The following is a 12,110-nucleotide window of genomic DNA, read 5'->3' as shown; positions in this document are numbered from 1 at the left end:
CCGGGCCAGGGCGCAGTCGTCGTGCAGCCGCCGCAGCAGCAGCCGCTGCTCCTCGCCGTGGGACAGCACACCGGGCTGCGGCTGGTGGCCCGCGCCGGCCGGCGCGCCCTCGCGGATGGTGCGCTGGACGGCCGTCTCGTACGTACGGATCTCGCGGGTCAGCACCAGCATCAGATTCACCAGGAAGGCGTCCCTCGCCGCGGGCCCGGCGGCCTGGGCCAGCTGGCTGATCTGGCGCCGCGCCACCGGCGCCTCGCCCAGCACGGACCACAGCGTCGCCAGGTCGTACCCGGGCAGATACCAGCCCGCGTGCTCCCAGTCGACCAGTACGGGACCGGCCGGTGACAGCAGGATGTTGGAGAGCAGCGCGTCACCGTGACAGAACTGGCCCATGCCCTGCCGGCCGCCGGAGTGCGCCAGCCCGTGCAGCAGCTTCTGGAGGTCGCCGAGGTCCCGGTCGGTGAACAGGCCCAGCTCGTGGTACCTGGCGATCCGGGAGGCGTAGTCGAGGGGCTGGCCGAAGAGGCCGCCCGGCGGCCGCCAGGCGTTCACCCGGGTGACGGCGCCGAGCGCGGCCCGCAGATCCGCGCGCGGCGGGGTCTCCACGGGGTGGCGCTGCAGTGCCGCAGCCCGTCCGGCCATCCGCTCGATCACCAGTGTGCAGTTCTCCGGATCCGCGGCGATGAGCCGCGGCACCCGGACCGGTGGGCGGTGCCGGACGAACGTGCGGTATGTAGCTATTTCGTGGCGGAAGCTCTCCGCCCAGGCGGGGGACTGGTCGATCAGACACTTGGCAACTGCCGTCGCCCGCCCGGTCGTTCCCACGAGCAGGACCGACCGGCTGCTCCGGCGCAGTATCTGCACGGGGTTGAACTCGGGACAGATGCGGTGCACCGAGGCGATCGCCATCCGCAGCTGAGCGCCCTGGGGGCCGGACAAGTCGAGCCTCCCGCTGAGCGGTTGGGCGCCCGGCCCGGCCGCCCGCCGGACCCGGCCGGTGCCGAGCGCCGCAGCGGCGTGGGAGGGGTCGAGGTACGGTCCGCCACCGGCCGGGAGAGAACGGTGCGGCCGGGTTGGGGCGGACACGGAGGACGATGCTGTGTACATGGGGGATACAGATCCCTTCGTGTGCCGGCGGTTTGCGTACGCTGCCCGCCCGGTGGCCCGTACGTACCCTGGGGAGTACGGTCCGGCCACCGGGTCGGGGTGGCGCGTTCCTACCTCACAACGCGGCGCGGGTGGCACACCATCTGGCGGACCCTGGCGAACCCTGGCGAATAGTCGCACGGCATCTGACACAGGGTTACTGTCAAACCAGCCGAGAACCTGGGGGCTTGACGTGACCGGAGAAACCAACACCCGCCTAGCAGACCTGTTCGGCCTGGCCGGCTGGTCCAAGGGCGAACTCGCGAGACTGGTCAACCGGCAGGCGGCCGTCATGGGCCACCCGCAGCTGGCGACCGACACCTCGCGCGTGCGGCGCTGGATCGACATGGGCGAGAGCCCACGAGACCCGGTGCCGAAGGTGCTGGCAGCCCTGTTCACCGAGCGGCTCGGCCGTGTCGTGACCATCGAGGACCTCGGGTTCGTACGGCCTGGGCGCGCTGGTAAACGGCAGGCCGTCGGGAACGCGGAAGAGACAGCGAACCCGGACGGCCTCCCGTGGGCGCCCGAACGGACGGCGGCGGTCCTCACCGAATTCACGGGAATGGACCTCATGCTCAACCGACGCGGCTTGGTGGGCGCAGGCGCTGCGCTTGCCGCAGGCTCCGCACTCAGCAGCGCCATGCACGACTGGCTCCACACCGACCCGGCCCTCGCTTCGGACGCCCCACGCACCGAACGGCCCCTGCACGCCGAGCCCGCCGGTTTCGACCGCTACGAGGCCGCGCCCGTCGGGTCGCAGGAGATCGAAGCGCTGGAGCACTCCGTCGAGATCTTCCGTGCCTGGGACGCCTCACGCGGTGGCGGTCTCCAACGCAAGGCGGTCGTGGGCCAGTTGAACGAGGTGGGAGGCATGCTCTCCTACCGCCACCCCGACTCCCTCCAGCGGCGCCTGTGGGGTGTCGCTGCCAACCTCGCCGTCCTCGCGGGCTGGATGTCCCACGACGTGGGCCTCGAGCCGACGGCCCAGAAGTACTTCGTCATCGCCGCACACGCGGCGCGCGAGGGCGGCGACCGGCCACGCGCCGGCGAGGCACTGTCCCGCGCGGCACGCCAGATGGTGCACCTGGGCCGCCCGGACGAGGCGCTGGACCTGATGAAGCTCGCGCAGAGCGGCTCAGGCGACCGCAATCTGCCGCGTACCCGTGCCATGCTGCACACCATCGAAGCCTGGGCGCAGGCTTCGCTCGGCCACGGTCAGGCCATGCGGCGCACGCTCGGCGAGGCCGAGGAGCTGTTCGTATCGGACCACGGTGACGAGCCGGCGCCGAGCTGGATGCAGATGTTCGACGAGGCCGACCTGCACGGGATGCAGGCCCTGGCCTACCGCACGCTCGCGGACCACGAGCCGTCCGCGGCCGCCACTGCCCAGCGCCACGCCAGGCGGGCGCTGGAGCTGCGCATCAACGGCCGCCAGCGGTCCAAGATCTTCGACTACATCTCGCTGGCCTCCGCCTGCTTCATCGCGGACGACCCCGAACAGGCCGACCGCTACGCCCGGCTCGCGCTGGTGTCGATGGGGGAGACCTCGTCGCACCGCACCTGGGACCGGCTGCGTGAGATGTACCGGCTCACCGGGCAGTACGCGCGCCACGGGAGCATCCAGCAACTGCGGGAGGAGATCCAGCTCGCCATGCCCCAGCAGATGAAGCGCCCCAGGAACGCGCAGGCTTAGGGGCGCAGGCCGCTCAAGGGGGGGAGGCCCAGGGGGGGACCGGCTGCTGCGGGAGAGGCGTGGCGTTCTATGCGGCGTTCTGTGCCTCGCCGACGCGGGCGATCAGTACACAGGTGTCTTCCCGGCGCTCCAGGTGACCGTACTGCTCGACGATCATCCGCATGCACTCCTGTGCGGTCCCGCTCCCGGTGAACCGCGGTGCCAGCGCGAGCAGTCCGTCCTCATCCGACGAGTCCGCGGCGCCGTGTGCCGTCAGCCCGCCGGTGTGCAGGACCAGGACGTCCCCGGACCGCAGCTGCTCCCGCGCCTGTCCGTACGCCGTCCCTGGCATCGAGCCGAGCAGCACCCCGCTCGGCGGGGTGAGGGCGCACCCCGTTCCCGCGCGGAAGAGCAGCGGAGCGGGGTGTCCCGCCTGCGCCCAGGCCAGGGTCCGTCCGACGGGGTCGTAGCGGCAGTACACCGCGCTGCCCAGCGCGGGCTGGGCGGAGGCTTCCAGGAGTTCATTGAGATGGCCCATGAGCGCGCCGGGGGCGATACCCGCCACCGCCATGCCGCGCAGTGCACCCAGCAGCATCGCCATCGCGGAGGTGGCGCCCACGCCGTGCCCTGTCAGGGCGCCCACGGTGAGAAGCGACTGGCCGTCGGGGAGGGCCATCGCGTCGTACCAGTCGCCGCCGATACGGGAGGGCGCGGCGGACGGCAGATAGTGCGCGGCCAGATCAAGCGCGGCCGGACCGCCCCGCGGAAGCCGTAACGGACCGCGCCAGGGCGGCAGTACGGCCTCCTGTAACTCCACGGCGACCTGGCGCTCCGTCCGGGCGATCTGCTCCTGGCGCTGGAGCGAGTCCTGCGTCTCGCGTACCGTGCGCTCGCTGCGCCGCAGATCGCTGACATCGCGCAGCACGGCCCACATCGAGGCCGTGCAGCCGTCGCTGTCGAGGACGGGCTCACCCAGCATGTGGAGGGTGCGTACGGTCGAGTCGGGCCGCCTGATCCGGAACTCGCCGTCGATCGGCTTGCCGTCGACCAGGCAGTCGGTGACCATCGCGGTGAGCCGCGTCTGGTCGTCGGACAGGACCACGGAGGGCAGCTCGTCCAGGGAGAGCGGCCCGCTCTCCGGCGGCCGGCCGAAGATCCGGTACAGCTCGTCCGACCAGTCGACCTCGTCGGTGAGGAGATCCCAGTCGGCGCTGCCCACCCGGCCGAGCAGTGCGCCGGGCCCGCCGCCGGTCCCGGGGTGGGCGTGGGCGCCGTGTCCGGCGGGCTCACCGGTGAGGGGGTCCGTCCCGGCGGCCGGCAGCCCTTCCTTGAGCTGTCCCAGATGTGCGCCCAGGTCGTCGAGGTGGTGGACGGCCAGATCGCACAGGGCGCGCTGCCAGCGGCTCTGTGCATCGTCGTCGTCAGCGGCGTCACGCCGTACGGCGTCCATGTCCCCGCGCAGCAGGCGGGTCCGGGTGATGAGGGCGTCAACCGTGCCCCGCTCGGGCGGCTGGGGGGCGGGACGGTCCGCGAACACATGGGACGGCATGACGTACTCCGATACGGGCGCGGCGCGGCCAGAGCTGCGGGATGGACCGGTTACGACTGTTGCACAGGGAGCGAAGGCCCGTAAGGGAATTGGCAATACTCGGTGCGGTGGTGCTTCTGGCATATGCCCCCGGCTGCCGGGTCCCGGGAGAGGCGGGCCGGCCGGACCCGGCGGCGCGGGGTGCTGCAGCTCACATCCACTACCCGGGCCGGGCTGGAACATCCGGGCTTGGTTCACCGTTCACCTATATGTGGGAACGGAGCGGAGCGCTCAGTCGCAGGCCCTCCGTCCCCGCGCACCGACCGCCCCGGCTGGCCTCCCCCGACCAGCCGGGGCTCTTCTTTTCGGCCAAGGTCGACAGCGAATATGCCAGAGATATGGCCAGAACCCTATGGTGACAATGCGCGCGGAGTGAAGATACTCGTTGACTGTGACGGTTGAATTCCGTTCCATTCAACTGTGATCCACCAGCGAAAGGCCCGCGCGCTCCGGCCTGGGAAATATCCGGTCCATGAGCGGGTCAGTGGCCGCGAACTGCCCTGGGGGAGTGGCTGTGCACGACGAATTCCTGTGCCATGTCACCGCGTACGGAGTCTGCGGTGGACGACGCGTCGGCGTGCCGCTCGGCACCTACCGCGCCCCCACTCTCCCGCTGGCCCTGTGGTGGCTCAGGGACCGGGCGACCTGGATCTCGGAACGGCTTGATCCCAGCCCAGGCCGTGGCTGCTTCCCGGCCCGGGCGCTCTTCGAACTGCCCGCGGACGCCCCCGACGTACCGGGCGCCCTCCGTGCCTGGCGGGACGGCGGGCCGCAGCAGGAAAAGGCAGCCGAAGTGCTGGCCAGTGGCGGTCTCATGCGATTCGCGATCAACGACGACACCACGGAATACGAACTGCTCGCGGAATCCGTGGACGCACTGCGGATGCAGCGCGCAATTCCCTCGCCCGCCGTCTCTCCTCAGCCCGCCCTGCCGGAATGGACGGGACTTCCGTCCGGTGCCGTGCTGCTCGCCACATGGAACAGCTCAACCGTGGTGTTCAGCTCTGCGGCAGGATGACCGCGCGTCCGTTGATCTTCCCGGCGTGCAGCCTCTCGTAGGCCAGCGGCGCCTCGTCGATCGGGTACGTCTCCACATGGACGTCCACCGATCCGGCGCGTGCCAGGTCGAGCACCTCGGTGAGCTCCGAACGCGAACCCCAGTAGGGTGCGGCCACCGACACCTCGAAGGGCAGTGCGCCGAAGCCGACGGGCAGTGTGCCGCCGCCGATCCCGACCAGCGCGACATCGGCCTCGACGCCGGCCACCGCACCGGCCAGCGCCACCGTGGACGGGACGCCCACGAAGTCGAACACCGCCTGTGCGCCGAGTCCGCCGGTCAGTTCGCGCACCCGGGCGGCCGCGTGCTCGTCGGAGAGCACCGCCTCCTGCGCGCCGACCGTCTTGGCCAGCGCCAGCTTGTCGTCGGTGACGTCGAGCGCGATGACCCGCGCCGCGGACATCGCCCGCAGCAGCTGGATCGCCACATGCCCGAGCCCGCCGGTGCCGATGACCACGGCGGTGGAGCCGGGGGTGAGCTTCGCCAGCGAGCGCTTGATGGCGTGGTACGGGGTCAGACCGGCGTCGGTGAGCGGCACGGCCCCCACCGGGTCGAGATCGCCGAGCGGCACCAGGTGGCGCGGACTGTCCACGATCATGTACTCGGCCATCGCGCCGGGGGCACCGAGGCCGGGCGGGTGGATGGCGAGTTCGTCGGCGCGCAGACAGTAATTCTCCTTGCCCTCCGCGCACTTGATGCAGGAGCCGCAGCCCCACGGCCCGTAGACCGCGACGGACTCGCCCTCGGTGAGGCCGGTGACGCCGGCGCCGATCGCGGCGACCGTGCCGGCACCCTCGTGCCCCAGGGTGAGCGGAAGCTCGTACGGCAGACTCTCGGCGGGCCTGCTCATCACGGCGATGTCGGAGTGGCAGACGCCCGCGGCGGTGACCTTCAGCAGCACCTGGCCCGGTCCGGGCTCGGGGTCGGGGATGGTGACGACCTCGGGTGCGGCGCCGACGGTGCGGTACTGGACTGCTTTCATGGTGTGCTCCTCAGCTGGGCGGGACCGGTCCCCGACACCGGCCCGCCGTGGTGATCGGTCAGCGCGCGGCGTAGCCGCCGTCGACGAGGTGGTAGCTGCCGTGGATGAACGAGGCGCGGTCCGAGAGCAGGAACGCCGTCAGCTCCGCCACCTCATCGGCCGTGCCCAGCCTGCCCGCGGGGTGCAGCGAGACGAGCTGCTCCCGCATCGGGTTGTCGGTGTCGCGCAGCAGCGGGGTATCGATGAAGCCAGGTCCCACGGCGTTGACCCGGATGTTCTGCGCGGCGTATTCGAGCGCGGCGGTCTTGGTGAGCCCGACGACCCCGTGCTTGGCCGCGACGTAGGCGGGAGACCCGGCGAAGCCGTTGGTGCCGAGGATGGAGGCCATGTTGACGATCGCGCCGCCGCCCGCGGCGAGCAGCGCGGGCAGCTCGTACTTGAGTGAGTAGAAGACGCCGTTGAGGTTGGTGTCGATGACGCGCTGCCAGTCGGCCACCTCGTACGCACCGGTGGGCAGGCTGGGGCCGCCGATGCCGGCGTTGTTCACGGCGAGGTGCAGCGCGCCGAAGGTGTCGGTGGAGTGCTGCACGGCGCGCTCCACCGACGCGGGGTCGGTGACGTCCACGGCGACGGCGGTGGCGCGTGCCCCGGACGCCTCGAGGCCGGCGGCGGCCTCGCGGGCGCCTTCCTCGTTGTAGTCGGCGACGACCACCGCGGCGCCGCCGCGGGCGAGGCGGCCGGCGATGGCCAGCCCGATGCCGGACGCGCCGCCGGTCACCAGTGCGGTCCGGCCGGCGAACTCATCTGTGGGGGTGGTGTTGCTCATGGTGCCTGTGTTTCCTTTCGTACGGTGCGCCGCGGGGGTGTCACGCCTGCGGCAGTTCGCCGGTGAGTGCGGCGAAGGCGGCATGGACGATGCCGGGGAGTGCGTCCTGGCGGGAGCCGCGGACCCAGGCGGACTGGGCGGCCACGAGGGCTCCGGCACCCGCGCCCACCAGAACGGCGGGGCGCAGGTCGTGCTCGTCGTCGACGCCCATCCGGGCGGCCAGGATCCGGATCGAATCCTCCTGGGCCTCCACCCGGATGTGCTGGAAGGCGGCATAGAGCGTCGGCTCACCGCCCGCGATCCGCATGAGTTCGAAGATTCGCGGGCGGCGGTGCCAGGCCGGGTGGGTGTCGTCCGTGAGCCAGTCGTCCACCGCGTTGCGGTAGGCGACGAGCGGGGCCTCGTCCGCGGGCCGGGCGCGCAGGGCGGCGTTGATCCGGTCGCCGTCGGCCCGTACGGAGTCCAGCACCGCGTCCTCCTTGCTGGAGAAGTACCGGCTGAAGGTCCGGCGGGCGACGTCGGCGCGGTCGGCGATGTCCTCGACCGTGACGGCCTTGAGTCCACGGTCGCACACCAGGGTGCATGCGGCTTCCGCGAGCGCTTCACGGGTCCGGCGGGCCTTGCGGGCCCGGCGGTCCCCGGCTGTCCCCTCATCGTCCATGCTTTTCACCGTACACCCGGAAATGTCCCACTGGGACATAAGGCCCAATGGGACATTTCTGGGGTGCCGGGGTGCCGGGGTGCCGGGGTGCCGGGGTGCCGGGGTGCCGGGGTGTTCAGGTGTGCGGGGTGGTCACCTGCGGGACGGTGTCGTCCCTGCGAACGTCACCGAGTACTTGGCGAACTCCCAGTCCGCCTGCGGCACGCTGCTGCACGTGCCCGACGTGGTGCCGTTGTCCGGCGGGCTGCACTGGCGGTCGCGGTTGAGCGACCAGAAGGTGAAGCGGTCCATGTGGTGGCTGGTGGCGAAGTCCAGGACGGTCTGGAAGTCCGCCTGCTTGAAGTACTCGCCGGTGTCGCTGCGCCCGTTCATCCCGGAGAACCCCTCGTGGGCGTAGGCGGTCGCCTCGTCCCAGCCGAAGGTCGACTGCAGGATGGTGTTGAAGTTGGTCAGCGCGCTCGTCTGGGACGCGGCCCCGTTGAAACCCCCGTCGAAGGGCATGATCGAGAAGTTGTTGGGGGTGAACCCCTGCGACTTGGCCTCGTTCAGCATCTGCTTGCCGAACCAGCCGGTGCCGTCGGCTGTGCCCGCGGTGGTGACCGACACATACAGGCCGGGGTTGTTCTGCTGGAGGATCTTCGCCGCGCCGATCTCGTGCGCGACGGCCGCCGTGTTCTCGTACTCGGGCTCCTCCAGGTCGAAGTCGATGGCCTTCAACTGGTACTTGCTGATGACCTGTTGGTAGGCGGCGGCGGTCGAGGCCGCGTCGGAGCACGCCTGGCCGAGTTTGGTGCCGCCGTACCCGCCGATGGAGACCGAGACGTCGCCGCCCTTCGCGCGGATCCCGTCGATGACGGAACCCACCGCCGTGTCGGACGACACGGCCGATGTGCCGCCCCACGTCGGGCTGCATCCACCGCCGTTGGGCGCCAGGATGAAGGCGAGCTGAAAGGCTTTCAGCCCGGTGGCGTCCATGATGGCCCCGGCGTCGGGCGGGTTGTTGTCGGTGGGCATGAGGTACGGGGCCGCCGCGTACCAGCGGTCGCTGAGGGCGGTGGTTCCGGCAGTGGTGGTGGCGGTGGCCTTGCTGTCCGTGGTTGCCCCGGCCGCCTGGCCGGCGCCGAGTGCGGCCAGCCCGGTGGTGGCCAGCGCGGCCGCCGCCACGCCGCAGAGCAGGGATCGGATGCGCATGCGATTCATCTGTCGCTCTCCTGGTCGGTCTCCTGAATGAGGAAGTGGCCGCCAGAATCGACGTCTGTCGGGTGCGCGTCAACGACTTGGACTAGACCATTGCCAATCCTTGGGGATCGCGCGGAGCGCGGAACGCTCTCCCGCGCCCCTCGGTTCCGGCTCCCGCGGGGAGTCCGGACCGAGGGGCGCGGGAGCGGTGGTCAGCCGCGCGGCACTGCGGCCGACTGCACCTCGGGGAGTCCCGTCCAGTCGTTGGAGGCGACGCTCGCGTGCGCCGCCGCGAGCTGGGCGACGCGCGCCTGCGCGTCGGACGCGGACGGATTTCTGTCGTCCAGGACCGGGGCCACGTTCTGGGCGTCGGTCATCACCAGCATGTAGTGGTGTGTGTCGTACCAGGAGGTGTCAATGGTGCCGCCGAGGTAGGCGGCCGCATCGCCGTCGAAGAAGACGAACCAGGGCCGGAGTGACGCGTCCGTGTACCGCGACCTGGGATCGCCCGCCTGGGCGGAGTGCACCGAGGGGAAGATCTGGGCCTGGTCGGTGTGGCCCGCTGTGTGCAGATCGCGGAGGTATCCGGCGTACTCCCGGTCCGTCCACAGCGAGTCGGTCGGGTTCTTCTCCTCGACCGTGCCGGGGATGATCTCCAGCAGGACTTTTCCGGCGAGTTGGGCGCGGGTGGGCCAGTTGCCGGCCGTCGCGGCCTCGTCCAGGGTGGCGTACTGGCCGCCGCCCGGCTTGGCCAGCAGATCCGCCGGGCGGAAGACCGTGGAGCCCAGGTGCGCGGCTACCGCCTGGTCCAACTGGGCGGGCCCCAGGCCGAGATCGGACTGGAAGCCTGCCTTCATCTCCAGCTTGATCACCAGGGGTGCGTGCCCGGGGTGGGCGCCGAGCCACACCCGTACGTCGTCCAGGCAGGTCTCCAGATCCTTGTTGGCGCCTCCGGTGTAGAGCTGGCCGGGGCTGTCGGCCGTCACGCAATTGTTGCTGTTGCCCAGCGGGTTGGAGTGGCTGACCTTCCACTCCTTGGTGACGATGTCGTCCCAGACGTCCAGCTCGATCATCGAGGTGCCGGTGTCCAGCGACTGGGCGAGATACGGGAAGGTCGCGGGGTCATAGGTGTTGTGCAGGCCCGATGTGGTGGCTCCGGAAAGGGGCAGCGAACCCGTGTCGGCCGCGGACGCGCCGCCGGTGCCGCCCGCCGTGGTGAGGGCGAGGCCGGCCGCGGCCGCGCCCACGAGTATCGCGCGCAGCCGGAGCGGAACGTATCTGAACCGTTGACCTGACATGTTTCCTCCTGTGTGTGTGTGGGGGGGGGCTCTCCGTCAGGACTGTCGCAGCCCTGGGTGAATCGACGGAGACATGCCAAGCAACATAAGGGAATCGCCCTGCGGCGAGGGCGACATGGGCAACACGGCTGCGGGAAGTCGCCCCGAAAAGGCGCGAAAGGCGCGAAGAGCGAGGGCTGACAGGGTGTCAGGCGGCGGGCAGCTCTTCACCGCACCGGGAGCAGAACCGCGCGCCGGACTCCTGGGCGAGGCGCCCGCAGCCGGGGCAGACCAGATGGAGCAGACACGCCGCTTCGCCCCCTCCGTGCTCGGCGGATGCGGACGCGGGCGTGGAGGCGGGAGCCTCAGCGGGTGCGGGTGCGGGAGCCTCGGCGGGCGCGGAGGCGATGGTGAGGCCGGCGCGCCGGCGGTGGACGGTGAGGTAGCAGAGTCCGTCCGGCCCCGCGGTGAGTGAGCGCCGGACTCCGTGCGGCAGCCAGAGCACCGCGCCCGGTGCCAGATCCTGGCGCCCGTCGGCCGTCTCCAGCTGCCCGCCGCCACCGACCACGCACACCAGCACGTCGAGGTCCGGCTCCACATGTCCGGCGACCCCGGTGTCCGGTGCCAGCCGGATCACGTTCGAGTCCAGCTGCCGACCCGGCTCGGCCAGCCGCCACAGCGCGCCGCGGTCCTCCCCGGCGGCATCACGGACGAGGCGGGCGGTATCGGTGACGACACCGGGTGCGGGGGTGCGGGACAACGGTTCCTCCTGCTGCGAACGTACGGCCGGCGCGCGGGGAAATGTTACGCCCGCGCGCATCGGCCCGTCGCCGTCAGGACCGGGTGAGCACCACCACGGGGATGTCACGGTCGGTCTTGCTCTGGTACTCGTCGTACGCGGGCCAGGCCGCCGCCATCGTCCGCCACATGTCCGGCTTCTCCGCGGGGCCCGCGGTCCGCGCGTGCGCGGTGAACCGGTCGCCCTTCACCTGCACCTGGACCTCCGGGTTCGCCCGGAGGTTCAGATACCAGGCCGGGGGCTGGTCGGATCCGCCCTTGGAGGCGACGACCAGCAGGTCGTCGCCGTACGCCTGGTAGATCAGCGGAGTGCTGCGTTGCCGGCCGCTCTTGCGGCCGGTGGTGGTGAGGATCAGGGTTGTCGTTCCCTGCCACTCGTGACCCTCGGCTCCGTCGGTGGCGACGTAACGCTCGACGTGCTCCTTGCCGAACAGCATCTCTGGCCCCTCTGTTGTTCCGTTGTTCCGCTGTCGGAAGGCCGGGCCCGCGGGGGAGCCTCAGCCGCCGACGCCCAGGCGTGCGGGCACACTACCGGGTCTGTCCAGCTGCTCCGTGGTGTCCTGGTGCAGCAGCCCGATCAGCCGGTCCGCCTCGGCGCGCGTCAGATGGAGGAGCATCGCGTCCTCGGGGTGAGCGGGGCCGGGCGGGGCGATCACCAGCCGCGCGGTGCTCGCACCGGCCGAGTCGGTGGTGAAGGACGGCGGGAACGCCTGGCGCCAGTTGACGAGTGCGTCCCTGAGCCGGCCGTGCGGAGAGCTGAGATCGCGCGCGACCCAGCCCGTCGTCACCTGAGCGAGATGGTCCAGTTTCTGAGAATTCGTCACCGTTCCATAGTGGCCGCGCGGCCCCTGGCCCGCTCGCTGGAGGCACGCGCTGGGGTGACGCCCGGCCGGGTCCCGGCCGGCGCGCGGCGGCGGGTGCCGG

General features: G+C 71.2%; 11 protein-coding genes and 1 pseudogene. 2 read left to right on the top strand and 10 right to left on the bottom strand.

The window, feature by feature from the left end; translation table 11 throughout:
• The coding region (locus G3I19_RS28880) for an aminoglycoside phosphotransferase family protein (protein WP_164266665.1) at window positions 1–1,107 on the bottom strand (1,107 nt) is incomplete at its 3' end.
• Between the two features lie 232 nt (window positions 1,108–1,339).
• Between G3I19_RS28880 and G3I19_RS28875 the strand changes: the two genes are divergently transcribed.
• Entirely contained in the window at window positions 1,340–2,839 is a 1,500-nt protein-coding gene (locus G3I19_RS28875; RefSeq protein WP_164266664.1) for a hypothetical protein, read from the top strand.
• Between the two features lie 67 nt (window positions 2,840–2,906).
• Here the strand turns inward: G3I19_RS28875 and G3I19_RS28870 are convergent, their stop codons facing one another.
• A complete protein-coding gene (locus G3I19_RS28870; RefSeq protein WP_164266663.1) occupies window positions 2,907–4,367 on the bottom strand; it encodes a SpoIIE family protein phosphatase in 1,461 nt (486 codons plus the stop codon).
• Between the two features lie 553 nt (window positions 4,368–4,920).
• On the opposite strand from G3I19_RS28870, the pseudogene G3I19_RS28865 reads away from it, so the two are divergent.
• Window positions 4,921–5,310, top strand: a pseudogene (locus tag G3I19_RS28865) (hypothetical protein); the annotation flags it as partial.
• Between the two features lie 94 nt (window positions 5,311–5,404).
• Here the strand turns inward: G3I19_RS28865 and G3I19_RS28860 are convergent.
• From G3I19_RS28860 to G3I19_RS28825, 8 genes are all read right to left on the bottom strand, one after another.
• The gene (locus tag G3I19_RS28860) at window positions 5,405–6,445 is read right to left on the bottom strand and encodes an NAD(P)-dependent alcohol dehydrogenase (RefSeq protein ID WP_164266662.1); all 1,041 of its coding nucleotides are present in this window, start codon (window positions 6,443–6,445) and stop codon (window positions 5,405–5,407) included.
• A gap of 58 nt (window positions 6,446–6,503) precedes the next feature.
• Window positions 6,504–7,271, bottom strand: coding sequence for an SDR family NAD(P)-dependent oxidoreductase (locus G3I19_RS28855; RefSeq protein ID WP_164266661.1), 768 nt, complete (start codon window positions 7,269–7,271; stop codon window positions 6,504–6,506).
• A 40-nt stretch (window positions 7,272–7,311) separates the two neighbouring features.
• Window positions 7,312–7,932 carry a TetR family transcriptional regulator gene (locus tag G3I19_RS28850; RefSeq protein WP_164266660.1) on the bottom strand — a complete coding sequence of 207 codons (621 nt, stop codon included), beginning with the start codon at window positions 7,930–7,932 and terminating at the stop codon, window positions 7,312–7,314.
• A 132-nt stretch (window positions 7,933–8,064) separates the two neighbouring features.
• Window positions 8,065–9,123: a chitinase gene (locus G3I19_RS28845; protein ID WP_239074899.1), complete on the bottom strand. Its 1,059-nt coding sequence runs from the start codon at window positions 9,121–9,123 to the stop codon at window positions 8,065–8,067.
• Window positions 9,124–9,323: 200 nt separating this feature from the next.
• Window positions 9,324–10,409 (bottom strand): phosphatidylinositol-specific phospholipase C domain-containing protein, encoded by a 1,086-nt coding sequence (locus G3I19_RS28840; protein WP_164266659.1) that lies wholly within the window; start codon window positions 10,407–10,409, stop codon window positions 9,324–9,326.
• 187 nt (window positions 10,410–10,596) lie between these two features.
• Window positions 10,597–11,148 (bottom strand): hypothetical protein, encoded by a 552-nt coding sequence (locus G3I19_RS28835; RefSeq protein ID WP_164266658.1) that lies wholly within the window; start codon window positions 11,146–11,148, stop codon window positions 10,597–10,599.
• A 73-nt stretch (window positions 11,149–11,221) separates the two neighbouring features.
• A complete protein-coding gene (locus G3I19_RS28830) occupies window positions 11,222–11,623 on the bottom strand; it encodes a nitroreductase family deazaflavin-dependent oxidoreductase (RefSeq protein WP_164266657.1) in 402 nt (133 codons plus the stop codon).
• Window positions 11,624–11,683: 60 nt separating this feature from the next.
• On the bottom strand, window positions 11,684–12,010 hold the full coding sequence (locus G3I19_RS28825; RefSeq protein ID WP_164266656.1) for a hypothetical protein: 327 nt from the start codon (window positions 12,008–12,010) through the stop codon (window positions 11,684–11,686).
• Between the last annotated feature and the right edge of the window lie 100 nt (window positions 12,011–12,110).

This window comes from Streptomyces sp. SID10853 (assembly GCF_010548145.1).
GTDB lineage: Bacteria > Actinomycetota > Actinomycetes > Streptomycetales > Streptomycetaceae > Streptomyces.
Note: the sequence above shows the minus strand (reverse complement) of the source record. Positions and strands in the feature narration are given on the sequence as shown.